Annotated in this window: 19 protein-coding genes and 1 pseudogene; 5 read left to right on the top strand and 15 right to left on the bottom strand. The window is 67.4% G+C overall.

Annotated features, from left to right (window positions below):
* The 4 genes from VFZ09_RS16445 to VFZ09_RS16460 all read right to left on the bottom strand — a co-directional run bounded on the left by VFZ09_RS16445 (position 1) and on the right by VFZ09_RS16460 (position 5,548).
* Positions 1-1,194, bottom strand: a complete 1,194-nt coding sequence (locus VFZ09_RS16445; protein ID WP_329728528.1) for a threonine/serine exporter family protein — start codon at positions 1,192-1,194, stop codon at positions 1-3.
* Positions 1,195-1,559: 365 nt separating this feature from the next.
* The gene (locus VFZ09_RS16450) at positions 1,560-2,828 is read right to left on the bottom strand and encodes an MFS transporter (protein ID WP_329728529.1); all 1,269 of its coding nucleotides are present in this window, start codon (positions 2,826-2,828) and stop codon (positions 1,560-1,562) included.
* A 19-nt stretch (positions 2,829-2,847) separates the two neighbouring features.
* Complete coding sequence (locus VFZ09_RS16455) at positions 2,848-3,963, bottom strand: zinc-dependent alcohol dehydrogenase (RefSeq protein WP_329728530.1); 1,116 nt, start codon at positions 3,961-3,963, stop codon at positions 2,848-2,850.
* Between the two features lie 325 nt (positions 3,964-4,288).
* Complete coding sequence (locus VFZ09_RS16460) at positions 4,289-5,548, bottom strand: serine hydrolase domain-containing protein (RefSeq protein ID WP_329728531.1); 1,260 nt, start codon at positions 5,546-5,548, stop codon at positions 4,289-4,291.
* A gap of 142 nt (positions 5,549-5,690) precedes the next feature.
* Between VFZ09_RS16460 and VFZ09_RS16465 the strand changes: the two genes are divergently transcribed.
* Positions 5,691-7,145: a serine/threonine-protein kinase gene (locus tag VFZ09_RS16465; RefSeq protein WP_329728532.1), complete on the top strand. Its 1,455-nt coding sequence runs from the start codon at positions 5,691-5,693 to the stop codon at positions 7,143-7,145.
* A 200-nt stretch (positions 7,146-7,345) separates the two neighbouring features.
* Positions 7,346-7,906 (top strand): annotated as a pseudogene (locus VFZ09_RS16470) (aldehyde dehydrogenase family protein); the annotation flags it as partial.
* A 193-nt stretch (positions 7,907-8,099) separates the two neighbouring features.
* On the opposite strand, the gene VFZ09_RS16475 reads toward VFZ09_RS16470, so the two are convergent.
* The 7 genes from VFZ09_RS16475 to VFZ09_RS16505 form a co-directional block, all read right to left on the bottom strand.
* Positions 8,100-8,459, bottom strand: coding sequence for a hypothetical protein (locus VFZ09_RS16475; protein ID WP_329728533.1), 360 nt, complete (start codon positions 8,457-8,459; stop codon positions 8,100-8,102).
* Between the two features lie 17 nt (positions 8,460-8,476).
* The gene (locus VFZ09_RS16480; RefSeq protein ID WP_329728534.1) at positions 8,477-9,289 is read right to left on the bottom strand and encodes a T6SS immunity protein Tli4 family protein; all 813 of its coding nucleotides are present in this window, start codon (positions 9,287-9,289) and stop codon (positions 8,477-8,479) included.
* Positions 9,290-9,472: 183 nt separating this feature from the next.
* Entirely contained in the window at positions 9,473-10,969 is a 1,497-nt protein-coding gene (locus VFZ09_RS16485; protein WP_329728535.1) for a hypothetical protein, read from the bottom strand.
* A gap of 3 nt (positions 10,970-10,972) precedes the next feature.
* Positions 10,973-11,482, bottom strand: a complete 510-nt coding sequence (locus VFZ09_RS16490; protein WP_329728536.1) for a hypothetical protein — start codon at positions 11,480-11,482, stop codon at positions 10,973-10,975.
* Between the two features lie 369 nt (positions 11,483-11,851).
* Positions 11,852-13,528: an N-acetylmuramidase domain-containing protein gene (locus tag VFZ09_RS16495; RefSeq protein WP_329728537.1), complete on the bottom strand. Its 1,677-nt coding sequence runs from the start codon at positions 13,526-13,528 to the stop codon at positions 11,852-11,854.
* A gap of 35 nt (positions 13,529-13,563) precedes the next feature.
* Positions 13,564-17,436: a hypothetical protein gene (locus tag VFZ09_RS16500; protein ID WP_329728538.1), complete on the bottom strand. Its 3,873-nt coding sequence runs from the start codon at positions 17,434-17,436 to the stop codon at positions 13,564-13,566.
* A gap of 13 nt (positions 17,437-17,449) precedes the next feature.
* Entirely contained in the window at positions 17,450-18,724 is a 1,275-nt protein-coding gene (locus tag VFZ09_RS16505; protein WP_329728539.1) for a hypothetical protein, read from the bottom strand.
* Positions 18,725-18,918: 194 nt separating this feature from the next.
* On the opposite strand from VFZ09_RS16505, the gene VFZ09_RS16510 reads away from it, so the two are divergent.
* The 3 genes from VFZ09_RS16510 (at position 18,919) to VFZ09_RS16520 (ending at position 20,628) form a co-directional block, all read left to right on the top strand.
* Positions 18,919-19,974 (top strand): DUF72 domain-containing protein, encoded by a 1,056-nt coding sequence (locus VFZ09_RS16510; RefSeq protein ID WP_329728540.1) that lies wholly within the window; start codon positions 18,919-18,921, stop codon positions 19,972-19,974.
* Between the two features lie 86 nt (positions 19,975-20,060).
* Complete coding sequence (locus VFZ09_RS16515) at positions 20,061-20,309, top strand: hypothetical protein (RefSeq protein ID WP_329728541.1); 249 nt, start codon at positions 20,061-20,063, stop codon at positions 20,307-20,309.
* A complete protein-coding gene (locus tag VFZ09_RS16520) occupies positions 20,299-20,628 on the top strand; it encodes a Smr/MutS family protein (RefSeq protein WP_329728542.1) in 330 nt (109 codons plus the stop codon). Before VFZ09_RS16515 ends, VFZ09_RS16520 begins: the two co-directional genes overlap by 11 nt.
* 18 nt (positions 20,629-20,646) lie before the next feature.
* Here VFZ09_RS16520 and VFZ09_RS16525 read toward each other — a convergent pair whose 3' ends face one another.
* The 4 genes from VFZ09_RS16525 to VFZ09_RS16540 form a co-directional block, all read right to left on the bottom strand.
* A complete protein-coding gene (locus VFZ09_RS16525; RefSeq protein WP_329728543.1) occupies positions 20,647-21,261 on the bottom strand; it encodes a phospholipase in 615 nt (204 codons plus the stop codon).
* Positions 21,262-21,620: 359 nt separating this feature from the next.
* The gene (locus tag VFZ09_RS16530; protein WP_329728544.1) at positions 21,621-24,392 is read right to left on the bottom strand and encodes an SNF2-related protein; all 2,772 of its coding nucleotides are present in this window, start codon (positions 24,390-24,392) and stop codon (positions 21,621-21,623) included.
* 314 nt (positions 24,393-24,706) lie between these two features.
* The gene (locus VFZ09_RS16535; protein WP_329728545.1) at positions 24,707-25,156 is read right to left on the bottom strand and encodes a DUF4265 domain-containing protein; all 450 of its coding nucleotides are present in this window, start codon (positions 25,154-25,156) and stop codon (positions 24,707-24,709) included.
* A 17-nt stretch (positions 25,157-25,173) separates the two neighbouring features.
* Positions 25,174-25,641, bottom strand: coding sequence for an HNH endonuclease (locus tag VFZ09_RS16540; protein ID WP_329728546.1), 468 nt, complete (start codon positions 25,639-25,641; stop codon positions 25,174-25,176).
* Positions 25,642-25,648: the final 7 nt, after the last annotated feature.

A 25,648-nucleotide genomic window follows, 5' to 3' on the forward strand; every position in this document is an offset into this window, starting at 1 on the left:
CTACCGGGCGAAGGGCCACCACTGGCGCCGGGTGAGCGCCTGGGCGGTGCCGAGTCCCGCGGCGAGCGCCGCCAGACGCAGGGTGACCTGCACCAGGTTGCTGGTGCCGGCGGTGTAGTCCTGCTCGGCGAAACCCAGCACGGCGCGGAAGGCCAGCACGCCGGGGACGAGCGGGATGAAGCCCGGGATGGTGAAGATGCTGGTGGGCATGCGCGTGAAGGACGCGAGGACGCCGGACACCAGGGCGATGCCGAAGCCGGCGCAGAGCATGGCGGCCTCGTGCGGCACGCTGGGGAAGAGCAGCAGCAGGCCGTTGCGCAGGCAGACGCCCACCGCTCCGGCGAGGCCCCCGGCCCAGAGCGCGCGGCGGGGAACGTCGAAGAGCACGGAGAACCCGACGGCGGCGGCGAACGCCAGCAGCGTGGCGGCCCACAGCGGGGGCGGTGTCCGGGTGGTGAGCGCCAGGTGCGGGGCGGAGATGAGCAGCACCACGAAGAGGCCGCCCGCGATGGTGGCGATGATGAGCACGGCGGAGGTGGCCCGGACCATGCCGGAGAGGGTGTTGCCTCGGAACAGGTCCACGATGGAGCTGACCATGAGAACGCCGGGGACCAGGAGCAGCACCGAGGCGGCCATGGCGAGCCCCGGCGCGGGTACCTCCAGCAGTCGCGAGCCCACCAGCGCCAGGGCGGAGGCCACCACGGCCACCAGGAAGGTCATCGCCAGCCGGCCGAAGCGCAGGCGGACCAGCAGCTCGCGCAGCGCCTGTCCCACGCCCGCGGCGGCTCCGGCGGTCAGCACCTCGAGGGCGTTGCCGCCGAAGAGGAGCGCGAAGGCCGCGCAGGCCATGCCCACCGAGAGGACGGTGGTGAGATGCCCATAGAGCCGGGGCTGGCTGGCGATGTGCTCCAGCTCCGTCCGGAGCTGGGCCCGGGAGAGCGCTCCGTGGTGGGCGCGCTCCGCGAGCCGGGTGATGGCGGCCACGCGGTTGAGGTCGATGCCCGTCTTCACCACGCGCACGACCCGGGTGCGGTGCTGCTCCCGGGCGAGGGCGGAGACGACGATGCCTCCCGGGGTGACGAACACGTCCATCCGATCCGCACCGAGCGCGTTGCCGAAGCGGATGATGGCCTCCTCCACGCGGGCCGCGTTGGCTCCGCTCTCCACCATGACCTGCCCGGCGCGGAGCGCCACCCCGAGCACCTCCCCGAGCCCCTGATTGCTGAGTGGCGATGGTTCCACCGGGGGGGGCGTTTGCTGGGCCGCCGGGCGGGGAGGCCCAGGGTCCCGGCTTCGAGCGCGAAGGAAACGGGACGGAAGACGGAGCAGGGGACGCATGGCGCGAGGGCGGGGAAGAGAGGATCGCACCTCGACGCTGGGGGTGCGCGCCGGGGATGGCAACTGGCGTGGGGGGACCGGCCCTCCAGCCGCATGCGAGCCCTGCCGGGCGCGAGGCGGGCGCGGCTCGGCGCCCGTGGCTCGAGTCCTTGAAGTCCGCGGCCGACAACACCTGGACGCGGCGGGCCTCCAGGAGGTGCTGAACGTCCGGGACTGCCTCGTCATGCGCAAGGGCGTGGTCGTCGTCGTCGCGTGGGGCGAGGTGGAGCGATGACTCCGGGGGAGGAGCCTCGCGGCCGTGCCAGCGGGCGCTCCGCGTCCTCCAGGAGCCCGGTGAAGAGGAGCGACACTCCCGCGAGCGCGAAGAGACCCGAGAGCGCGAACAGGCATTGCAGCCCGAAGGCATCCAGGACCCAGCCATTCACCAGATAACCCAGGAGGAGCCCCGCCAGTGTGCTCAGGGCATGGACCGTCGCCTGGATGCTGGCGCGCAGATGACCGGGGCTGCACGCGTCGAGGTAGCCGAGTGCCGCCGCGAAGAAGATGCCGTAGTAGACGCCGTGAAGCAGCTGCGAGACGAAGAACAGCCTGGGGGAGCCCGTGGCCAGTGTCGTGGACAGGAACACGTACCGGAGGGCGGCCGCGCCTCCTCCGGCGCCCAGCAGGGCTCTCGTGCTGTACCTGCGCAGCAGGCGGGGCGCGGCCACCAACAGCACGAGCTCGGACGCCACGCCGATCGCCCAGGCCAGCGACACCGCACCGTCCGGCAGGGCGTAGAATCGGTCCATGTAGATTCCCAGGTAGCCCTGCACGGCCGTGCTGGCGAACTCCAGCAGGAACATCAGCAGCGCGAGCCCCCGGATCCGCCGGTCGGCGAGCCACGCCAGGGAGAACGGGGCCCGGCTCGCGGCCGCCGGCCGCTCGAACCACGCGGGCAGGACCGCCGCCAGCAGCAGCGTCAGCCCGAACACGGGGAACACCCCCGCCAACCCCAACCGGGGCAGCACGAGCAGCGAGGCCACCGCGCTGGCGAAGATGAAGCCGGTGGAGCCAAACAGCCGGAAGCGCGAGTACTTCTCCCGCTGGCCATCGAGAAGATCGAAGACGGCGCTGTCGGTCAGTGGCACCAGGGGCCGGTGGACCAACCCCAACAGGGCGAGCAATCCGAAGAGGAGCGAGCCTCGGGCCAGGAAGAGCAGCGTGCCCGCCAGCCCGCTCGCGAGCGCGAGCAGGGAGATGATGGTCCGCTTGCGGTGGGCGTGGTCCGCGAGGAAGGCGAAGACGAACTGGCCCAGGAAGCCAGTCGCCGTGAGCGTGAAGAGTGCCAGGCCCACCTCCTGGCCGCGCCAGCCCCGCCGGGAAAGGAACAGCCCGATGTAGGGGGCGAAGAGGCCAAAGCTCGTGAACAGGAGGAAGTAGAACCCTCCGAGGGCCCGGCCCGCGGTGCCGGGCTGTCCGGGTGCGAGTCTTTCGTGTCGTCCCGTCTTCATGTCCGCCTCCTCCCGGCCCTCAAGCGGCCATCCGTTCCAGGACCGGCAGGCGCGCGCTCACGGGCCGCGCCACGGAGATGACTGTCTTCAAGTGGGCGTCCTGGCCGTAGTGGTCGAAGACGGACCGGATGGCCGCCACGTCACCAAAGGCAATCGTCTGGGTGACGAGGGACTCCAGCTCGAGGAACCGGCGGGCGACCAGCGTCCTGGCGACGTTCATCACACTCGCGGAGCGGGCCATGGAGAAGTGGCGGACGTCGAAAGGAGTGGAGACGAGCCGCAGCCCCTTGGACAGGATGAGCCAGGTGTCTACCGGCTGGACCTGCTCGGTGGCGCCATAAAGCAGGTAGCAGCCATGGGGCGCCAGCAGTTGCATGCCCAGCGCGCGGGTGTGGCTGGGGCCCGCCTCGAGACCCGAGATGTCTGGCAGGGCATCGAACAGGTAGTGTGCATGCGCCCCCTGCGAATCGCGGATCAACCGATGGATGGCCTCCTCCTCCCTCACCACGTCCAGGGCCAGCTCGATCCCAGCGGCCCGGGCGAAATCCAGACGCGCCGGATTGCGCTCGAGGATGGTGATGTGGCGGACGCCGAACATCCGTCGCAGCACCTGTGCTCCCAGCAAGCCGCAGGGGCCCGCGCCCAGGATGATGACATCGTCCCCGGGCCGGGGCGGATGCTCCAGGATGGCGCGCAACACGGACGTGAGCGGCTCGATGAGGGTGGCGTTCTCCAGCGGGACATCGTCGTCGACGAGCACCGCCGCGGCCTGGTGGTCGTCCATGAAGTGCCGATCGGTCAGCCACTGCATCTCCCGGTGCATGCCAGGGAAGATGGGCCTGATGACCCGGTACTCGGCGAGCCCACCGAAGTCCGTCTGCCCCCAATAGACGAGCTTGTCGCCAGGCCGCAGCGCCTCTCCCTCGACCTGGCTCTCCACCACCTCTCCCAGGTACTCGTGCCCCGGGATGATCGGCCATCCGGGAGGCTTCAAACAACCCCGGTAATAGCCGACATCCGTTGCGCAGATGGAGACCGATAGGGTTTTCAGCAATACACAGCCCGGTGTGAGCTCGGGAACTCCGAGCTCCGCCGGTTCGAGTGCGCGAGGTCCTGCCATGATATAGGATTTCATGTGTCAGCTCCGGGAGCTCACGGCCTGGGTGTAAAGAAAAGCAGGTTCGAGATGTGGGCATGACCCCTGATCGTGTAGGCCCTGCCAATCAGTTTCGCGGAATGCGTGCCAGCGGAGAATGATCGTGTCTGGCTTCCAGGGCCGCCCACCGTGGGTGGTCGGTCCTGTGGTCTTCAATGGGGCTGATGGGGTGTTCTCTGGATGTGATTGAAACTAATGCCGAGGGCGGGCTTCGAGGCAGAGGCTCGCCATGACGGCGGGGCCTCATGCCGAGCCACCGTGCGCTCGACGGGGTGCTACCTCGGGCCTGGAGCGGCGGGGCGGCTCACGCCGCGCGCGAGCTGGAGCCGGACAGGCGCGCGAGGCAGCGGTAGACGGCGTCGCGCAGGGCGCGGGCGCGCGGGTCGCTCATGAGGTGCAGGCCCGCGCGGTTCATCACGTAGCCGAAGCCGAGCTGGGCATCCGGATCGGCGAAGCCCAGCGAGCCTCCGGCGCCCGAGGTGCCGAAGGCGCGCGGGTTGGGGCCGAAGTCCAGCGTGGGGCACGCGCGGGTGTAGCCGAGCGAGAACCGCGTATGCGCCTTGAGCACCACGTCGAAGGTGCCCCGGGTGGGGAGGACGGGCGGGGCGGTGAGGGCCTCGAGCGTGGCGGGTGTGAGGCCCAGCTCCTGTCCTCCAGTGGCGAGCGACCCGTAGGCCCGTGCGACGGCGCGTGCCTGGCCGATGCCGCCCGCGGCGGGCAGCTCGAGGGGGCGGTACACGGGCGAGTCGAAGTCGGAGAGCTTGCGCGAGCGGGGGTTGGTGAGGACGCGGGCGGTGAGCGAGCGCGGCCACAGGAAGGCCAGGATCATGCCCAGGGGGAGCGAGTGCTCGTGGAAGAGCGCCTGGAGGCTGGCGACGGCGTCCAGGCGGGCCACGCGCGAGCCGGGCACCTCCCGGGGCAGGCCGATGTGGAACTGGATGCCGAGCGGGGTGGCGACCTCCTCCTGGAAGAAGCGGCCGAGGCTGCGGTGCCGGGGATCGACGCGGCGGATGAGCTCGCCGAGGTACCAGCCGATGGTGAAGCTGTGGTAGCCGTGGCGCGTGCCGGGCTCCCACGCCGGGGCCTGCCGGGCGAGCACCTTCGCCAGGGAGTCGAGGTCGGCGAGCTTCACCGGGTCCATGTCCTCATCGAGCGCGGGCAGGCCGGCCTGGTGCGCGAGGAGTTGGCGCACGGTGATGCGGGACTTGCCGGCCTGGGCGAACTCGGGCCAGTAGGAGGCGACGGGCGCGTCGTAGTCGAGCCAGCCGCGCGAGTGGGCGATGGCGGCGGTGATGGCGGACATGCCCTTGGTGGTGGAGAAGACGAGGGCGCAGGTGTCCTCCTCCCAGGGCTCGCGGGTGGTGACGTCCTTCCAGCCGCCCCAGAGGTCCACCACCTTCTGGCCGCGCAGGTAGACGGCACAGGAGGCCCCCAGCTCGTGGCGCTCGGTGAAGTTGCGGCGGAGCTCCTCGCGGACCTCCTCGAAGCCGGGGGCGACGGTGCCGTGCAGGACGACGTCCGCGCCGGGACCTGCGGCGTAGGGAGACTTGCGCGGGGAGCTCATGGTGGGGACCTCGAGGCGATGACGGGCTCGACGCAAGCAGTAGAGGGCGGGCGGGGGCGCGTCAAGGCGCCTTCACGGGGTGTGGACGCGCAGGGACTGACAGGCCGAGGTCACCCATCACATCGGATGGCGGCTGGAGGCCGTGTCACGGACTCGCATCAGCAGCTGCGCGGCCTACGGCCTGTATTACGGGTGGATGTCCCGGATGATCCGGCGCGGATGGTTCCACCCCGCCATCTGCTGGTTCAATGTCTGTCTGGAGACTGGTGCCGGCGTGTGGCTCTTCGCCTACGACATCCTCTTCGCGGATGCCGAGCAGGCCCTGTCCAATCCCGCGGCCGTGCTGTGGAGCACGCTCATCGTGCTCGCGGCGCTGCGCTCCAAGCGCCTGGCGCTCTTCGCGGGCTGTCTCGTGGCCGCCGAGATGTTGCTGCTCTACTACTTCGTGGCCCTGCCCCGGCTGCCCTCGCCCGTGCCGGTGATGTTCTCCCCGCCGTTGATGGTGCAGCGCGCCGTCTATTACTTCATCACGGGAGGCATGGCGGCGATGGTGGCCGGCCACATCACGCGCAAGGCCGAGGAGGCCCTGCACGCCATCCGCGCGAAGGATCTACTGGGCAAGTACTTCCTCCACGAGCGGTTGGGGGTGGGGGGCATGGCCGAGGTGTTTCGAGCCACCTACAGCCCGGAGGGAGGCTTCGAGAAGGTGGTGGCCATCAAGCGCATCCTTCCGGCCTACGCCGAGGACGAGGACTTCGTCACGCTGTTCCGGCGCGAGGCGGAGCTGGGCTCGCTGCTCAACCATCCGAACATCATCCAGGTGCTGGACGTGGGCCGCTTCAAGGACACGTACTTCATGGCGATGGAGCACATCGAGGGCGTGTCGCTGCGAGAGCTGCTCAAGAGCCATGGGCCGCTGCCACCGGAGGTGGTGGCGTACATCGGTGCGGAGCTGGGCGAGGCGCTCGACTACGTGCACCGGGACGTGAATCCGCCCAACATCCTGCTGTCACGGATTGGCGAGGTGAAGCTGGGGGATTTCGGGGTGGCGCGGGCGGGCATCCATGTGCGCCTGACGGAGGCGGACCGGGTGCGCGGCAAGCTGGGCTACCTGTCACCGGAGCAGGCCCGGGGCGAGTCCTCCGACGGGCGCGCGGATCTCTTCGCGCTCGGGGCCACGCTGCACGAGGCCCTCACGGGACGGCCTCTGTTCAAGGGAGGGGAAGACATCTCCGAGCGGTTGAATCCCACGCCGCCACCGTCACTGCTGCCGCCCTCGGCCTTCCGCCCGGATGTGCCTGCCGCGTTGGATGCCGCCATCATGGATCTGCTCGAGTGGCGGCTCGAGGAGCGCACCCCGAGGGGGCAGCGGTTGCGCGTGCAACTGTGCGCGCTGACGGGAGAGTACGCGCCCTATCCGAATGGACAGCAAGCGCTGGCCCGGCTCATCCAGGAGGCGCTGGTGCTCAAGGTGACGGGCGCGCCAGAGCCCTCATTCGCCATGAACGAGGAGGAGCCCACGGCCGTGGTGGCGATGGACAAGAGCCTGGTGGATGCACCGGGAAAGCGCGCCGGACAGGGAGGCAGCAAGGAGTAAGTCCGTGAATGAGTGCCACCAGGCACCTGACTGAGCCCATTTCCCCTCGCCCTCCGGGAGAGGGACGGGGTGAGGGTATCGGGTGAATCCGGGTTGAACCCCTTGTCCCCACTGAGGGCCACGGGTTGGAGAACAGGTTCGCCGAGGGTAGAGGGACTATTTCAGGCGAGCCCGTGCCGGCTGAGCATCCGGTAGAGCGTGCTTCGCGCCACGCGAAGAAGATCAAGACGGGCAATCCGCTCGACACCGCGACGATGATTGGCGCGCAGGCGTCGAATGATCAGCTCGAGAAGATCCTCTCGTACGTGGACATCGGGAAGCAGGAGGGCGCGAAGGTGCTGACCGGCGGCGAGCGGCTGCGCCATGGCGGCGAGTTGGAGAACGGCTACTACGTGGCGCCGACGATCTTCCAGGGCCATAACCGGATGCGGATCTTCCAGGAGGAGATCTTCGGGCCGGTCGTCTCGGTGACGTCGTTCAAGAACCTGGACGAGGCGCTGAGCATCGCGAACGACACGCTGTACGGGCTCGGGGCGGGCGTGTGGACGCGCGACGCATCGACGGCGTACCGGGTGGGCCGCGAGGTCCAGGCGGGCCGCGTGTGGACGAACTGCTACCACCTGTACCCGGCGCACGCGGCCTTCGGTGGCTACAAGCAGTCCGGCATCGGCGGGGAGAACCACCGGATGATGCTGAGCCACTACCAGCAGACGAAGAACCTGCTCGTCAGCTACTCGCCGAAGGCGATGGGCTTCTTCTAGGCGCCGAAAAGCTGACGCTCCTGGCTCGGCTTCCACCATCACGCCACGCTCTGCGCCGTCGCTCACGGATTCCTTGTGTTGCGACGAGCGCTTTTCCCCTGAGGGCGATGCCCTGGACGCTGCCGCAGGCGCGTAGACGTCTAAAGCCTGATCGCCCGATACTTCGAAACTCGAACTCAGTGAGTTCGTCGTATCAGTCCTTCCGATTCATGACGAATTCATCATAGGCGTCGATGCGGTCCATCTTCTCCGTGCCGGACAACTCCTGGGCGCGGAGGATTTCCCCGGCCCAGGATGTGGCTGGCTCCGTATCGAACTCCTGGCTGTAGATGACCATGTAGTCGAGATAGCGCAGCACGTCGGCCTCGATGGTGATGCCGTAGGTTCTGGCACGGTTGATGGCCAGGCGGATGAGGTTGAAGAGCTCGGCGTCGGGTTTGAGTTCGCTCCAGTCAGCGAAGTTCGTGCGCAGGTAGTCCACGGCTCCGAGTTCGAAGCGCTGCTGCAGGGCCTTGCCCATCTCGCGCATCTGAGAAGCGGTGATCTTCCACATGGTCGGTTCCGGTGGTTTTAGCGTGTCCGCGGAAGCTGCTTCAGTGAAGTCAGCAGGAGTTCCCATGTGGCCTCCAACTCGGCCTGGTGCTTGTCGAACGCGCTCGCCTTGAGGAGGATCTCCGGATTATCACCCCGGGCCTCTCCTCCCGGATGGAACCAGGTGAAACGCAGCATCGTTCCTTCGCGCGCCGACGCGAGTGAGACCCGCCCCTCCCGTCCCTTCCAGCCCGCGACCGTGCGCTCCTCGTCACGCAGCACCTCCAGTTTATCACCGCGAGACGCGAAGGATTGGCGATCCCCCTCCACGTCGGAGAGGGGATGGTCTGAGCGCGGCTGCGAGAGCGTCTGGGTGGAGATGCTGACCTCCAGGCCGGGATATCTGGCGCTGACGAAGGTCGCGAGCGCTTGTTCGTTGATGCTCACCTCGGAGGTGATCGCTCCCTCGCCCACACAGAACCCGTAGCGCGCCTCGGGGACATAGGCCGCGACGGTCTCCGCCACCAACTGCTCGGCGATCGCCTCATTGCCCGCCTCGGCCTCTACCTGGAGCAGCACGACGTGCCCTCGTTGGGGCTTCATCACCAGGAGCGTCCGGTCGTTGGGAAACATGGGATTGGCGCCGTACCAGGCTGCTGAGGCGCCCGGTATCATCTGCCTGGCCTTGCTCTCCTTGGGCGCGCCCGGCCCCTCCGTCCGGGCCTCGAGCTCGCGCAACTTCTCCTTCCAGAGCTCCTGCGCGGTCTTGCCCTCGACGAGCGGTTGCGTGCCCACACTCACGCGGTAGATAGACTGGCTGCGCCCGGCGAGGGTGAGCTCCTCGGGCAGCATGAACCCGAACCGGCCTACACACCACACACGCCGTTGTTTGGTGCTCTCCACGGATCTTCCTTCCCGGGCCACAGGGGGGCTCGATGCCGCCGTGGCCACATGGTTGCTCTCCTGCCCCCGCCCTGTACATGCGGCCACGGCGATGGCGCAAACCGAGGCGGCCCAGCCAGCGCGGCGCATTCTCTACCCGCCTCTCTTCTCCTGATAACGCTTCTTCGCCAGGGCAATCACCGCACGGATCGTGAAGTCCTGCACCGCCCGGTTCTCGTAGGCGGGCTGGTGCTCCACCTCGAAGGACTGATCTCCAGGCGGGGTGTTGCTCGGGCCATTGAGCGAGGTCGCCGACGAAACGGGCACCGTCCCATCTCCATCGCCGTCGGGATCTTGCAACACGGCTTGCATGCTATCGCCATTCTCGTCGCGGAACAGGCCGCGGAAGCCTCGCACCTCGTAGGGATTGCTGCGGATCCAGTTGGATTCGATGGCGAGGGTGATCTTGTCTGCGGAGTCGTGCCCCGTGCCATGGAAGCTGAAGGTATTGGGATGCTTCGATTTGCCGAGAGCCTTGTGGAAGCTCTCCGCCTCTGCGAGCAGGGCGAGGTAGCGCTCCCACGGGCCTGAGGAGGGCTTGAGCTTGTTCGCCAGGGCATCCTTGCCTTTCGCCGGTGCGGAGGCGGGCGCGGAGACCTGCTGCGGATCGAGCAGGTCGGGATCGACCAGACCCCAATAGGTATTGTTGCTCGCACCCTTTCCCGCTGGGGGGCGCGACACGGCCTTCACGCGATAGATTTCCTTGTAGGGGTCCGCCTTGGGAAGGGTGCGTGTCGCCTGCCCCTTCTGGGTGATCTGCAGCCACCCCACCTTCCCATCATTGGTACGGTAATCGGCATTGGGAAGCAGCTGGAGGCCCCCGGGGGCATTGCCGAGCATGACCGTCACGTTGGGACCAGAGTTACCCAGCACCCGAGAGGTCATTCCAAACCCCTCGAAACCTGCCTTGATGCGCCAATAAGCGGCGGCCGCGCCCATTGCCGGCTGAACACCGTGGATGATGCCGAGGATGTGGCTCTTGGCCCCGTTCAGTTCACTGGCGGCGCGGCTGGTCAACCCACCCATGGAGTGGCTCACGAGGATGACCTTCTCACACATGCCGATGACGGACTTCTCCTGCGCGATGATCTCCGTGATACGGGCCGCGAGCTTCGCCCCCGAATTCTTGTTGCTGTCGGTCCAGTTATAGCCAAAGGCATAGACGGGAAAGACGAAGATCTTGGAGAGCGGTCCCCAATTGTTGGAGCGCAGTCGCCGGAGCGCGACGTGGTAATCCGACATGATGCCCTGAAAGCCATCACCCACCGGATTGGAGTTGTGCACCTCGAGGAAACCCGGGTTGAAGGTGTCACCGATCAGCATGCGCTTGCGCTGCAGCGGGCCTTCTCCCGAGAAGTGCTTGAGCATGAACATGGAGCTGTCGGGATCCCAGCGCATGTTCGGCAATCCGTCAGGCCCCTTCCCGGTGCCGTCCGTTCCGGCGCGGCGCAAACGGCTGCCCATGATGCCGGGGACGAAGATGATGGGGATCGCTTCACGCTGAACGAGAACCTCCCCCGCCGTATCGGTGGCGAAGTTCTCTTGCGCCTTGTCAGCCTCGAACCAATCAACGGTGCGGGTATCGGTCATGGCTCACCGCAATTGCTCTTTGAAGAAGGCCTCGATGTCCTCGTAGAAGTGCTTGAAGACAATCGTGCAGTGGCCCGCCTTGATGTTGTGGAAGCGCAGGCTGGAACCACCATCGAGCATGCCTTCCTTGGTGCCACACGCGCCACTGGCAGCATATTTTTCGCCGGCATACCCCGGCTGTCCATCCACCTGGCCTTCGTGATCTCGTGCCTTCTGGTTGGGACGTGCGCCCAGGCGGATGACCAACCAGTGTTTGATTGTACAGGGAAGGACCGGATCATCAGTCGACCGGTTCGAACTGGCTGGCGGCGTGGTTTTGGGTTTTGCTGCGGCGCCACCGCTCTTCTTCTTGGCGATTTCCGCTGTGTAGCGGCTGCGCCATTCTCGCTGGACGTCCGCCTGGGTCGGATCGTTGGGGTCTAGCTTGCGGCGATTACCCTGCGCATCGAACAATGGATTGGGCTGAGGATCGTCCCGATGCGCTGCGTAGAGCTGCTCGTCGGCTCTGGCCACGATGGCCCGATCCAGCGGTCGTTGGAGGCGTCCCATAGCGCCGGGAAGGATAACAGACCGCAGCCATCCAGGACAGCGCGTGCCACATCGTTCACTCCACGTGATGCCCAGGGCGTCTCTTCCGGCGCACGGTTGTCCACGGCATCCGTAAGGTTGGTCCCTGAGCCTGCTCCAGGGGTGCTGTGGACATACCCGATTCCCTGGTCACGAGCCTGGAACTGTTGCCGCCTGCGGGTTGGCCTGAGGCGCTGGAGGTGTTCTTCGAATTGCCGAGGTGTGAGCGTCCTCGGACCGATGAGCCCAGTGCATCTTCATGGGTTGCTACCTCTGTTCGCCCAGCAATGCCCGGCCATCCTGGCCACTCCCCGCTTAGGGAGCCGCGAGGGGCGCGGGCTTCTGTCCGCTGGCCGCCCCGACGAGCCCTTCCTCCGCGCGGGCGAACACGTCCTTCGCGAGCCGCTCGCTGAAGCCGACCAGGAAGCACACCGCCATGTAGAGGTACTGCTCCGACTCCGGCTTCGGCGGCTGGAGGGGCAGCAGCCCGGATTTCATCAGCGCGAAGCAGAAGAGCGCGCTGTACAGGCCGATCACCGGCTTGAAGAATCCCAACATCACCATGGAGGTGCGGCTGGCGCCCTGCAGCTTCTCGAGCTCCGAGAGCCGCATGAGGATGCTCACCACGCCGCCCATGGCGCCGCACAGGCCCACCAGCAACAGCGTGCGGACGGGGAGGCCAAAGAGCTGGGTGCTCTCATCGGTCAACACCGAGTGGATGAAGGCGGTCATCCCGTTCGAGACGAGCATCAGCAGCCCCAGCCCGAGCACCACCTGGGTAGCCGGAGAGCTCGACCGCAGGAGGGGGAGCGGGCGCAGGGGATAGAGCTGGTCCGCGAGCGCGGAGGCGAGGCGCAGGCGGATGCCCCGCACGAACGCGAGGTTGGGCTGCTCCGAGGACAGCAGGGCCGTGAGTCCCAGGTCGATGGACTGGATGGCGGTGGGGCCGAGCACCGGTGCGGCTTTCTCACGCAGCGCCAGGAGTCTGGCCAGCTCCTGCTGGACGTCATTGCCGAGCGGCTGCGCGAGCTTCTGGCGGAGCAGCTCCACCGGCAGCACCTCGACTGGCGCGGGAGCGGGCGTGGGCGCGGCCGGTGTCAGCTCCACGGGCTCGGGGCTCTTCACCACCACGGGAGCGGGGGGACGCGGGGCCAGCGTCAGGACTTGCGTGGGGACCACGGGGACCTGCTGTGCGGTGGGAACCGTCGTGCTCGGCGGCGGGTGGGCGGCCTGCCGCAGGGCCTCGAGCGTGGCCGGATCGAAGCCGGAGGTGAGGGGCAGGTGATGCTCGCTCTGGAACCGGTTCAAGGCCGCCTTCGTGTGCGCGCCGAACGCGCCGTCCACGGTGCCCGGCTCGAAGCCCAGGAACGTGAGCAGGAGCTGGCCCTCGCGCACGCTCAAGTCCGGCAGGCCGTGGGTGGACAAGTGCTGCCAGGCCGCGGCCAGCTTCTTGTCGTACTCGTTCTTCGCATAGCCCGCGCCGTTGTATCCGTGGGCGAACGCGGCCCAGTCGTGGTTGCGCAGGGCCTGTGCCAGACCGTTGTGCTGGATGAACGCCGCCATGGCCGCGAGCTGCTCGTCCTCGGAGGCCATCATCCGGCTGACGAACTGCTCGACGGAGCCGTAGCCCAGCTCCGCGGCGTGGTACCCCATCACCTGGCCGAGTCCCCACGAGGCGCTCTCCATCGCGGCCCGCTCGTCGAGGGCCATGGCCTTCTCGAGCCGCGGGTACTCGGCCGGGCCGCTGGCGTAGCCCCCGGCCTTGGGGTTGCTGATGTCGGGGGCCTGCGCGTCGAAGCGGCCGTGCGTCCCGCGGCTGAAGACGTGGCGCTCGAAGAGGATGGCGGGCCGGCGGTCCGCGAAGTACCCACAGCCCCGGGTCTCGATCTGGAGCACGGCCCAGAGCTCGGCGGGGTGCACGGAGAGCGTGTCGGCGCAGGCCTGGATGCCCTGGGCGGTGAGGGAGGTGGCGGCTCCGATGAATCGGGTCATGTCGTGCTGTCCCATGGATCAATGAAGCGTCCCGCTCAGAAGATCTTCTTGAACGCCTTCTTCGCCTTGTTCGCCGTCTTGTTGATCTCCTTGCCCGCGTCCTTGGCGACGTTCGTGACGGCCTTGCCGGTGTCCTTGGCGGCGCCCTCGATGGCCTTGCCGGCCTGGTTCGCGCCCTTGCCGATGGCGTTGGCCATGGCCTTGGCCTCCTGTGCGCTCTTTCCGTAGACGTCCCGGAACACCTTCTCCGTGTCGTCGACGCCATCCATGAAGCCCTTGCCCACGGCGTTCGCCCACTGGTTGACGTCCTTGAACGCGTCGCGCAGCGCGGCCTCCACCTTCCTGGCCATCACCTCGGGCAGCTTCGTCAGCGCATCGGCCTTCGCGTCCACCTTGAACTTCGCGATCTTGAAGTGCTGGCCGGCGAAGTCGAAGCTCGAGTCGAGCGTGAGCTCGACTTCCTTCCCGATCGCGAGATCCAGCTCCGCCTCGAGGTCGGTGTTGATCTTCGCCTTGCCGAGCGGGCCGAGGTCGATGGTGCCAACGCCCACCTTGACCTTGCCACCCGCCTCGAGGCCGCTCTTGCCGAAGCGCGCCTCCACGTCGAAGTCCACGCCGGGGAGCAGCTTCCCTTGCAGGTCGAACTCGACGCCCTTCGAGGTCACGCTGGCGTAGACGCTGCGCTTGAGCCCCAGCATCGTCAGGCCGCCGTTGATGTAGAAGTGCGGCAGCCGGAACTCCTGCACCGGGTGGGCGGGCTGGTTGAACGTGGAGATCGAGATCCTCGGACCGCCACCGCCCTGGGCGGCCGTGAGCGCGAACAGTTGCTCGTCCACCAGGACGATCTTGTCCATCTGTGCGTCGACGGAGAACCCCTTGCTCTGGGAGATCTCGATGGTGGCCGCGGCATCGAACCCCGCGAACGAGATCGCGGCGTTGATGTAGTAGCCCTGCGGGTACTTGATGGTGCCGATGGCCGTGGCCTGTGGCGCGAAGTAGAACTGCGGAGCGATCTGGACCTGGATGCTGTCACCGCGTTTCGCCAGTTCGTAGTGGCGCATCGTGGAGAGATCGGTCAGGTGCCACGAGGAGCCCTTCGCGTTCACCACCAGCGTGAGCTGCTGCGAGGACGAGGGGATCGTCACCTTCGCGGAGGCGAAAGCAGCCGCGACCTTCTCGAAGGAGAGGTTGTCCAGCTCGCTGGCGAGGCTGCCCGGGAGCGAGAACTCGTGTGTCCCCTTGATGGCGACGGTCTCGAGCACCTCGTCGAGCGGCGTCTTCAGGCCCACCACACCCAGGAGCGTGTCCGTCACGTCCTTGAGCGTCAGGCTGCTGATGGAGCCGGCCACCAGGCTGCGCGAGGGATCCGTCGAGTCGAAGAACACCGCCAGCGAGGACTGGAACTTCTTGACGTCGATCGTACAAGCGACGCCGAGGCTCGGGATGCCGGCCCAGTTGACGCCCACCTGCAGCGCGAGGTTGGACAGCTTGAACGGCCCGCAGTCGATGGCCGTGGCGCCCTTCACCGTCGCGGACATGAAGGCACCGCCCGGGAGGAAGGCCGTCGTCACGTCGAACGTCCGCGGCTGTCCCTGGATCTTCACGTCGAGCGAGCCGCTCAGGAAGAAGCTCGGCTTGCCATTGTTCAGCTCGACGCCGAACCGGTACTGGAACGGGTTGCCCTGGAGCTTGCTCCGCTGGCTGACGTACAGCCGGAAGTCCTTCAGGGGATTGGCCCCGAGCACCACCGCGGCCGACTGCGTACCCCCGAGCCCGAGCAGGTTCATCAACAGCTTCTGCTCGCGGCTGTTCGAGTCGAGCCGCCACTCGGCGAACGCCATCACTCCCGGGACCACGCCCGTGGCCTGCGCGGGCAGCGCGAGCTTCGCGCCGAGCTCCGGACGGTTGAACCGCGCCATGTCCGGGAAGGTGAAGCCCGCGTTGTCGATCGAGGAGATCACCAGCAGCAGCTTCTCGAGCTTGAAGGTGTCCTCGATGTCGCGCAGGGCCGACAGGCCCGGCAACTGGGAGATGCGGCCGTTGCCGAGGCTCAGGCCCGCGGCGAAGCCCCAGCCCTTGCCGGGCACCTTGCTGACCTCGAACGCGAAGAGGCCGAGATCCTTCACACCGGCGCAGACCTGGAAGGTGCCGTCGTTACCGCGCTTCTGGATCAGCACCGACGCGTTGTCGAGTACCAGGTCGAACCCGCCCGGCATCGGGACCTTCACGTCGCACAGCTGATCGATCAGCTTCGTGAGGTTGACGCGCTCGAAGGTGCTGCGGATGACGACGTCACCCGGGAGGTCGTAGGCGATGTCGAGCTGGATGTCGTCGCCGAAGGCCATCTTCCCGGCGAACGAGCCGGAGAGCGGCGCTCCATTGCTGCATTGCAGGGCGAGCACCACGTCGCTGACGGTGAGCTTCTTGGGGCCGATGGGGATGACCCAGGGATCCGGCGCACCGGCGAGGAGCGCCGACATCTCGTACGCGCGTCCTGGAGCGACCATCACTCCCAGGCTGTCGACCGCCAGCGCGGAGGGCGGGGGAACGCCGGGCGCGTAGGTCTTCAGCAGCTTGTCGAGCGGGAGGCTGATCTTCTCCTTCGTCGTGGCGCGCACGGTGAAGGAGTCCTCGCTGCTCGCGTAGATGGACAGCGGGACGCCCTCGACCTCCAGCGTGCCGGTCAGCATGACCGAGACGGAGGTCTTCTGGGCCGCCGGCCGGATGTTGAAGCGGCAGGCGAGATCCTTCACCTCGAGGTGATCGCCCCAGACCTTCCACTTCAGGTTCGGGAAGCCCACCGTGAACCAGGCCGCGTCCACGGTGGGCGTGACGCCGGAGACCCCGACATCCACCGCGATGTACATGAGCTCCAGCGTGTCGAGCGCGTCGACCGCCTTCTGGAGCTCCTGCGGCAGGTAGGACGAGAGGCCATCGGTACCGGTGAGATCCACGAGCTGGGTCAGCTTGCCGAGCGAGATGCCCTCACACTGGCCGGAGAGAAGTGCCTGGGGCAGGTTCCACTTCAGATCGGCCCCGAGCTTGACCTGGATCCCCGCGCTCGGGATGGCGAGCGTGCCCGTGTAGCCATGCACCGGCTTGAAGGAGGGGTTCTGTGCCAGCCACTCGGTGGAGTGGGGGCTGTAGACCTGGAACATCGCCCGCTGGAACGACAGCGAGCCCAGCTTGAAGTTCACCGCCAGGGGCGACTGGAGATGGATGCCCGGTGCCTCCGGACGATCCCACGCGCGCTGCATGGGGATGAGCGCGAGGGTCCGGTCCGCCGCCTTGGGAATGCGGATGGTCCCGTAGAGGGGAACGGTGGGCGAGTCGCCGAGGCCATGCTCGAGGACTCCCATCACGCCCTGGGGACGCATCCGGCTGACGAAGTTGATCCCCACGTCGATCGGAAGGTCCGACTCGAGGTCGAGCCCCGCGTGCGTGGAGACGACGAAGAAGGTGTCGAAGAGGTCGAGTGCATCCAGGAAGGAGCGCTGGTTGGCGAACGGGTCGTACCGGGCCTCGCGGAAGAACGGGGAGAGCTCCGTGGCGTAGTCGACGCTCGTGGGCAGCTTCGGGAAGCTGCGGGAGAAGGTCCAGGCGTCGGGCCCCGGGGCCGCGCCGCGCAGCTGGTAGCGGAGGGTCGCGTGCACCTGGCCCTGGGCATCGACGCTGAAGCGCGCCGAGACGGGCACGTCGGCCGCGCCGAGGAAGCTCGCCCGGCCCGTGATGCGGACCGTGCCTCCCGCGGTGTCTTCGCTCTCCGTCTTCGCCTCGGAGATCTCGATGGGCTGACCGTTGTAGAAGGCGGCGAGGAAATCACTCACGCCCGAGGTCAGCGTGCTCTGCGCGATGACGGCCTTGCCATCGGCCGCGGACAGCTTCTGCTTCAGATCCTGGTAGTTCATCGGGGGTTCCTCGTCAGAAATTGGCGAGCTGCAGGGGGCGGTAGACGGCGATCTGCTGCGGGAACCACGGGTCCAGGGGCTTCTTCGTCACGTCCAACGACTCGATGTCCTTCCCGTATTTGTCGTAGACCGGCGTGCAGATGATGGCGTCCACGCCCGTCGCATCGAGCTTGAGGTCGCCGGAGAGGGCGATCCGATCGACGATGTCGTTGATCCTCGCCCAGTCCTCCTTGGTGTCCTCGTTCTGGGCGGTGGTCGTCTCGAGCACGCCGTTCTCGTCGACCTCGGTCACGCGCTGGATTTCCGAGGGGTCGTAGGGCGTCTTCCAGTCGTAGGGGATGCAGCTGATGCCGTCATTCCTCAGGATGAAGTGGTGCTTTCCGACGGTGACGTTGTGCGGCTGGATTCGCATGCCGCACGCCGTCAGCAATTGGAAGTCGAGCCGGGGAGGGTTGTTCGGCCAGGTGGCCGTGAACTCGCCGTAGGCGTTCTTGAGCACACGGAGCTCGTGGTCCAGGCAGACCTCGATACCGAACCAGCGGTTGTCACCGGCCCCCATGACGCACTGATCCTTGTTTCTCTTCCGCATCAGCTCGAAGTACTCGCTGAACAGGGGCCGCTGCGGCTCGAGCACGTTCAGGTCGAAGGTCGTCGCATCCTGGTCCTGAGGGGTCTTCTTCTCCTTGTTGAGCAGGGCGCGGTATTTCGCGTCGATGTTGTCCGCGCCCGAATAGTGCAGCTTGTCGTAGCTGGTCATTCCATGACCGCCGATGCCGACCATGGCGGTGTTGATGACGATGTCCTGGCTCGCGATCTTCTTGAGTTTGCTGGTGCTGGCGTCGAGCTGGAGGTCCTCGAGGAAGGTCTGTCCCTTCAGGTTCCAGACGATGGTCCCGGGGACGAAGATCCAGCCCATGAGGCTCTTCTGGGCGAAGACCCGCCGCAGGATGGCGAGGACGGTGTGCCGCGTCTTCTCCGAGTAGCTCCTGGCGGCGCCGCCCGCCTGCGGCCGGAAATAGAACTCCGGAGCCATGAAGACCTTCAGCGTGGCCGGGTCCTGGGACACCTTCTTCGACTGCATGGCCCGGTCGATGACCGCGATCATTCGCGTGACCCGGCTCAGCGCGTCCTCGGACAGCGTCTCCAGTTCCTCCAGGTGGGGGGAGAGGTCCGTTCCCAGCCCCTTGCACAGATTGAGGCTGACGAGGTCACACTCATTTCCCGGGGGCAGCGGCAGGTCCGTCGGGACCCGGTACGCGATCAGCTGGAGATTCTTGTATTGAGCCACGGCTCGCTCCTGGTGGGTCTGACGAAGCCTTGGACCCGTGGAGCGATATTTCCGGGCAACCGGCTGCCACCCGTCGGTTTCAACCCCGGTGGTCGCCTGGCCCCCGTGTGCCGGGCGTGCGCCTCGACTTCGACTTGACCTTGGAAGTTCGGCCGTTACGACTTACTCTAGGAATAGAGTACGCCGGAGCGCGCATGCCAGACCGTGACCCCTCCCAGCTCGATCTCTTCACCGGAGGCCCCAGCCCCACGCCGCCTCGAGGGCGCCGCCGGGGCCACGAGGAGCCCGTGGGCCCCGCCGAGCAGCCCGAGGAGGTGAGGGCGCTCGGGGAGCACCTGCCTCCGGGCCTGTTCCTGGGCACCTCTTCCTGGACGTTCCCGGGCTGGACGGGGCCGGGGCTCGTCTACGACCGCGAGGCCACCCCGGCGCGCCTCTCCCGCGAGGGGCTCGCCGCCTATGCACAGCACCCCGTGCTGCGCACCGTGGGCGTGGACCGGACCTTCTACGCCCCCATCCCCGCCTCGGCCTTCGCCGAGTACGCCACCCAGGTGCCTCCCGGCTTCCGCTTCCTCGTGAAGGCCCACGAGGCCTGCACCCTGTCCCGCTGGCCCGTGCACGTGCGCTATGGCGACCTGCGCGGCCAGCCCAATGATCGTTTCCTTGATGCCGCCTACGCGAGAGATCTCGTGGTGGCTCCCTTCGTCGAGGGGTTGGGAGAGAAGGCCGGGCCGCTCGTGTTCCAGCTCCCGCCGCAGGATCCGCATGACCTCGGCGGGGCAGGGCCCTTCGTGGAGCGGCTGCACGCGTTCCTCTCCGCGCTGCCCCGGGGGCCGCTCTACGCCGTCGAGCTGCGCAACGAGTCGCTGCTGACGGAGGCCCTGGCCCAGGCGCTGGCGGACGTGGGCGTCTGCCCCGTGCTCGCCGCCTGGAAGAACATGCCTCCCGTGGAGCGCCAGGCCGTGCGCCTGCGCGCCTTGCAGGCTCCGGCGCTCGTGGTGCGCTGGATGCTGCCGCCCCACCTCGACTACGAGGAGGCCCGCAAGCGCTTCTTCCCCTTCGATAAGCTGGTGGAAGAGGACGTGCGCACCCGCGAGGCCATCGCTCGCGCCAGTGCCGCCGCGCTGCGCTCCGGCAGGCCCGTCTTCATCACGCTCAACAACAAAGCGGAGGGCAGCGCACCCCTTTCCGCCGTGCTCCTGGCGCGAAGCGTCATGTCACGTACAGGAAAGCCCGCGAGTGTGGACTCTTGAGCCCTTCGCGTGTGCGCTTATGGTGGTGGATGTAGGATCAGAAACACCCGTTGGGCTGAGCACGCAGCTTGCTTGGAGGGGTGGTCATGAGATCGGTCCTGGTTGCAGCGCTCGTGGCACGCATGACGGCGGCCGGAGGGGCGGGCGCTGGTGTCGAGGAAGAGTCGCGACGCCAGCAAGCCGGCAACACCTGGGAAGACGTGCGTAAACATTTCTCCACCCTGCGTAACGAGATTTCCACGCTGGAGTCCGAGTTCCGAGACGCCGAGGCGCGTCACAAGCTCGCCGCGGAGCGTCGTCAGCAGGAGCTGGAGCGCGAGCGTCGTGGCCGCTGAGCAGGACCCGGACGCCGATTTCGACCCCGAAGCACCCGTCGAGCTCCCCCTGGATGGGAACCTCGATCTGCATGTGTTCCACCCGCGCGACGTGAAGGACGTCGTCACCGAGTACCTCTGGGCCTGCCGTCAGAAGGGTGTACTCGACGTTCGCATCATCCACGGCAAGGGCTCGGGAGCGCTGAGGCGCACCGTGCAGGCGCTGCTGCCCAAGTTGCCCGAGGTGGAGTCGTTCCGCTCCGCCTCCGAGAGTGACGGTGGGTGGGGCGCCACCTGGGTCCGGTTGAAGCCCCTGGCTCCCGGAGACTCGGAAGGGTAGGGCGCGAGGCCCCGTGCCTCAGTGGACGGTGCCCTCCAGCCACCAGTGCACCGCCTCGCGCATCATCTCCTCGGGGACGATGTGGGGGCCCTCGAACTCCTGGTAGTTCACGTCGTAGCCGGCGCGCTCGAACACGCGTACCAGCCGGCGGCTGCACCGGTCGATGGGGAGCACCCGGTCCTGCGTCCCGTGGCTCATGAAGATGCGCGGGGTGCCCAGCTGGCGCGGTGGCACGGCGAAGCCCGGGGAGAAGGCGATGATGTGCTTGAACAGGTCCCCGTTGCCGAGCCCGAGCGACAGTGCATACGACGCCCCGTCGGAGAAGCCGCCGATGGCGATGCGCGCGGGGTCCACCGCGTAGCGCTCGAAGGTGTGCGCGAGCGCCTCGTCGATGGCCTGCACGTCCGGCCCAAAGTCCTCCACGATGACGTCCCATGTGGGGCCCTGAGAGCCCGGCGCCAGGAGGAGGAGGTTCACGTCATCGGCCAGGGGCCGGAGCAGGTCCAGTCCGTGCCGGGCCGAGCCTCCCGCGCCATGGAGCATCACCGCGAGTGGCGCGGGATGGTCCGGCTGGTAGCCAGGGGGCACGTAGAGGATGCTGTCGTGCCCGAGGCTCACACCGAGGGGATGCATGCCTGTCGGGCCCGAGGTCCTCGGGGTTCCCGGTTGTGCCCGGAGACGTCCCGCCCGGGCCGACCGTGAGGACTCGTCCTGAGGCCCGGTGTCGCCCTTCTCCCTGTTGCTCATCGGCTCATTCCTCCGTCGCCTGGGTCCAATCTGTGGCCGGCCAGGCAGCGAGGGCGACTTTCGTGTCTCCATCGGACACTGGGGCGCCTGCTCCGTCGGGACATACAAGGCGAGTGCCTGGACGCATGCCTGGTCAGGGGGTAACCCGGGGGACGGATACCCTCACCCCGGGGGGCTTGCCCCCCCTTTGAACGACGGGGGGCTCCTCTCCCGAAAGGAGAGGGGAGCGTGGGGTCGAGTGGAGTCTACGACAGCCAGAAGTAGGCGGAGGCGATGAGTGAGCGCTTTTCCGTCACCTTCGACTTGTTGGCCAGGTCCGCCACCTGCCGGTCCTTCGCCGCGTAACGCTTCTCCTCCTCGTTGCGCAGCGAGGCCAGCTTCTTGCGGTACTCGCGCTCCAGCCGCTCCGCGTGTCCACGGGCCTTCACCCGCTCGGCGGGGTCTTCCTGCGCGCACACCACCTTGCGCGCCTCCTGCCAGGCCTCGCGCGCCTTCTCCACCTGCTCGCGCGTCTCCAGCAGGCAGTCCTCCGCGTACCGGTCCGCCCGCTCCCGCGCCAGGTCCATCTCCAGCGCGTTGCGCCGCTCGGCCGCCCGGAGGATGTCCTCCTTGGCCGCCATCAGCGCCTGCTCCTGCATCAGCGACACGGACACCGAAGGCGGCTGCCGGCGCCGCTCCTCCTTGGCCGCCAGCTTCACGAAGTGCTCGCCGTCCGCGAGCGGCAGGGCCCGGAAGCTCTTGCCGTCCCGGTCCAGCACCAGCACCAGGTGCACCATCTTCTCCTCGGCCTTCAGGCCCGTCGTCTCGAACTTGTAGACGAACCACCAGCCCTCGCTGCCCGCCAGCCGGGCCAGCCGCGCGGGCAGCTCCGCCGCGCTCAGCTGCAGGTAGTTGATGGCGTCGTGGGTGCGGTCGCGCACCGCGTAGGCCGCCTTGGCCACCTGGAGCCGGCCCGAGGCGCTGTTGTTGCCCAGCACCGAGCCCGTCAGCGCCTTGGCGCCCTGCTGGCGCTTCTCCAGCGCCTCCTTCGTCACCGCCCCGGCCATGCGCAGCCGCCGCCGCACGTCGCCGTCGAAGCGCTCCATCAACACCGAGCGCGCCTCCGTCATCCGCGCGCTGATGCGCCCCTCCATGTCCGAGCGCAGCTTGTCGAAGGCCTTGTTGATGTCGTCCGGGTGGCGGCAGGACTGGTAGATGTCCAGGATGCGCCGCTCGAAGTCGACGCCGCTCTCCAGCGCGCCGAGGATTTCATCCGACGCGCCGAACACGCCGTCGAAGAGGTTCAGCTTCTTCTCCAGCAACTCGTACAGCCGCGCGTCCGCGGCGTTCTGCCGGTTGAGGAAGTTGATGACGAGCACGTCCCGCTGCTGGCCGTAGCGGTGGCACCGGCCGATGCGCTGCTCCACGCGCTGCGGGTTCCACGGCAGATCGTAGTTCACCACCAGGTTGCAGAACTGGAGGTTGAGTCCCTCGGCGCCGGCCTCGGTGCAGATGAGGATCTGCGTCTTCTCGCGGAACTCGTTCACCAGCGCGCGGCGCTCCTCGGGGCCACCCGCGGCGTCACCGGAGAGCAGGGAGATCTTCCCCGCGTAGCCGTTGGCGGACAGCAGGTTGAAGAGGTACTGCTGCGTGCGCTTGGACTCGGTGAAGATGAGCGCCTTCTCCGGCCAGCCCTGGCCCTTCATCACCTTGAAGGTGCGGTCCAGGGCGCGCTTGAGGGCCTCGCCCTTGGCGTTCACCTTGATGGAGTCGGCCAGGTCCGCGTACTGCTTCAGCTCCCACTGCTCGTTCTCGAGCGTGCGGAGGCTGACGGGCTTGGCGGGGTCATCCGACCACTCCTCGCCCTCCTCGACGTACTGCTTGGCCTCTTCCGGCTCGAAGAGCGCCAGGGCCCGCTGGCCGAGCCTGGCCGCCTCCAGGCGCTTGGCGAGGTTGTCCGCGAGCCGCCGCAGGGTGGGGGCGATGGCGTACGTGGAGGAGGCCAGCAGCTTGCGGTAGCAGAGCGTGAGCAGCGTCTTCTTGCCCGGCTCGATGGCCGCGACCTCGGAGCGCCGCAGGTACTCGCTGACCTTCTCGTAGAGGTCCTGCTCCTCGGGCGAGGGCGCGAAGTCCTCCACGATGGAGCGGCGGTTGGTGTAGCGCACGTATTCGCGCACCTGGCGGCGCAGCGTGCGCTGGACCACGGGGGCCAGCCGCTCCTTGAGCTCGTTGACGGCGTCCGTCTGCAGCCCGCCCGTCTCGGCCTCCAGCCGGTAGCGGCTGCGGAAGGCGTGCTCGGGGCCGAGGATCTGCTCGTCCAGGAGCGTCACCAGCCCGAACAGCTCCATGAGGTCGTTCTGGAGCGGGGTGGCGGTGAGCAGCAGCTTGGGACGGCCGCTGAGGGCCGAGCGGAGGGCCTGGCCCGTCTTGTGGCCCGCGCGGTAGGCGTTCCGCAGGCGGTGGGCCTCGTCGATGATGACGACGTCCCAGGGGATTTCGGCCACCAGCTGCGCCTTGTTGGCGGCGAACGGGTGCGAGCAGATGACGGGGAAGGGCTGATCGAAGCAGTTGCCCGTGGCGCGCACGGTGCGGCCATCCACCATCACCGACTCGAGATCGAACTTCTCGCGCAGCTCGCTGTTCCACTGCGCCCGCAGGACGGCCGGGGCGAGGATCAGGATGCGCGTCTTCCCCTCGGCCACGAGCTGGGCGATGACCATGCCCGCCTCGATGGTTTTTCCGAGACCCACCTCGTCCGCGAGCATGCAGCCGCCGCGCGACAGCGAGTCCAGCGCGAAGCACGCGGCCTCGAGCTGGTGGGGGTTGAGATCCACCTTGGCCTCGGCGAGCGCTCCCGCGAGCCGCTCGCGCGAGTCCGAGCTCTTGATGGTGAGCTCCTCGGCGAGCAGACGCTCGTGGAAGGGCGTCAACGGCTGTGACTGCTGCTCAGCGTTCGCGCGGACCTCCGTCCCCGACACCGCCGCCGCCGCATCCACCGCCACCCGCAGCTCCCTGAACTCCCTCGCGACCTCCGGCAAGACCCTTCTCCGTACCGTACGAAACGTGCTTCCACAGGCGTGTAGCACGAAAGAGGGGCCATTTTGGGAAGTGAGATCGCCGTGTAAAGGGGGTCTTGTCCGGAGCCGGAAAATCGGCCTCGGAGCGATTGGCACGCTTTTTCTTCAGGAGCGTCGCGACTGGGCGTGTGGGCGGGAGGTAGAGCAGGAGGGACTTGACGGCCGCGATCGAACTACAGCAGTCCGCGTGCCGTGACCTGGCGCGGGGGGGGTGGCTCCATCGGACCGTTCTTTGAAATTCCTGTGTGGCTTGGGTCCTATGACGACTCGCTACATCAAGGACTGCCATCGTGGCGGATGCAGGCGTCCTCGAACTCCAAGGCGCCCGCGGACTGCTCTTCCATGAGCCATGCGCGCACTGCATGCAAGTCGACCTGGGGAGGCACATCCACGCCCAGCATCTTCGAGACGTTCAGCTCCGTGGCGCAGCCGAACTCCTGGATCCGGCGGCGGACATCCTCCACGCGTGTTTCGTCGAAGACGATGACACGGAGTGTGCTGCTGCCCGACTCACGAACCAGCTTGGAGAACACGACTTCTCCCTCTCCCAGCTGCGCGGCGACCACATCGCCCGCACTGAGCTCCCGGACGAAGAAGGGGATGTTGTCGATCTCGAACAAGCCCTCCCCCAAGGGTCTGGCCCAGAGCCGTTCATAATCGACGGGGGGATAGTCCTCGTCCTCCTTTTCGAGCTCGAACAGGACCTTCACGTACTCATCCGACATGAAACGGTGCTCCAGGGTCAGAGCTTGTCGCTCTTCTCGTTGTTGCACTCCCTGCATAGCACCTGTCCGTTCGAGGGCGCTCCGTCTCCGCCCTTCGCTCTCGGAATGACGTGATCCACCTGGGCCTCATGGCTCGGTGGAGTGACTCCCTTCTGGCTCTTCTGGGCATCAACGGTCGTGACATCACAGCTCTCGCAGCGCTTCTCGCCCTCGTATTTCCGGGCGTTCTCCTCCTTGACGTCCTTCTTGCCCTTTGGCGTGAAGCGCATGTAGGCCCGCTCGCCATTCGCGGTGCCTTTCGGAGGCGGTTTTCCACCTTTCTTGCCTGCCGCGATGGTGACGGAGTCACCGGACAGAACCTCTTGAGCGAGAGGCGCGAGCACAATGGCTTCTGCGCTTCGAGCCACTTCTGCTCCCGCTCCCATGGCTGGCTGCGCGAAGGACGGTATGGCCGAGAGCCCAGCCACCAGCAGCAGCATGGGCATCCACTGG

It is taken from the genome of Archangium sp., from assembly GCF_036277355.1.
Taxonomy (GTDB): domain Bacteria; phylum Myxococcota; class Myxococcia; order Myxococcales; family Myxococcaceae; genus Archangium.

What these genes read in the sequence shown, in the direction of transcription:
- VFZ09_RS16515 (WP_329728541.1), top strand. Translation starts at nt 20,061, where the DNA reads ATGAGATCGGTCCTGGTTGCAGCGCTCGTGGCACGCATGACGGCGGCC.
- VFZ09_RS16540 (WP_329728546.1), bottom strand. Translation starts at nt 25,641, where the DNA reads ATGCCCATGCTGCTGCTGGTGGCTGGGCTCTCGGCCATACCGTCCTTC.
- VFZ09_RS16485 (WP_329728535.1), bottom strand. Translation starts at nt 10,969, where the DNA reads ATGACCGATACCCGCACCGTTGATTGGTTCGAGGCTGACAAGGCGCAA.
- VFZ09_RS16510 (WP_329728540.1), top strand. Translation starts at nt 18,919, where the DNA reads ATGCCAGACCGTGACCCCTCCCAGCTCGATCTCTTCACCGGAGGCCCC.
- VFZ09_RS16460 (WP_329728531.1), bottom strand. Translation starts at nt 5,548, where the DNA reads ATGAGCTCCCCGCGCAAGTCTCCCTACGCCGCAGGTCCCGGCGCGGAC.
- VFZ09_RS16475 (WP_329728533.1), bottom strand. Translation starts at nt 8,459, where the DNA reads ATGTGGAAGATCACCGCTTCTCAGATGCGCGAGATGGGCAAGGCCCTG.
- VFZ09_RS16450 (WP_329728529.1), bottom strand. Translation starts at nt 2,828, where the DNA reads ATGAAGACGGGACGACACGAAAGACTCGCACCCGGACAGCCCGGCACC.
- VFZ09_RS16500 (WP_329728538.1), bottom strand. Translation starts at nt 17,436, where the DNA reads ATGAACTACCAGGATCTGAAGCAGAAGCTGTCCGCGGCCGATGGCAAG.
- VFZ09_RS16455 (WP_329728530.1), bottom strand. Translation starts at nt 3,963, where the DNA reads ATGAAATCCTATATCATGGCAGGACCTCGCGCACTCGAACCGGCGGAG.
- VFZ09_RS16525 (WP_329728543.1), bottom strand. Translation starts at nt 21,261, where the DNA reads ATGCATCCCCTCGGTGTGAGCCTCGGGCACGACAGCATCCTCTACGTG.
- VFZ09_RS16480 (WP_329728534.1), bottom strand. Translation starts at nt 9,289, where the DNA reads ATGCTGCCCGAGGAGCTCACCCTCGCCGGGCGCAGCCAGTCTATCTAC.
- VFZ09_RS16495 (WP_329728537.1), bottom strand. Translation starts at nt 13,528, where the DNA reads ATGACCCGATTCATCGGAGCCGCCACCTCCCTCACCGCCCAGGGCATC.
- VFZ09_RS16535 (WP_329728545.1), bottom strand. Translation starts at nt 25,156, where the DNA reads ATGTCGGATGAGTACGTGAAGGTCCTGTTCGAGCTCGAAAAGGAGGAC.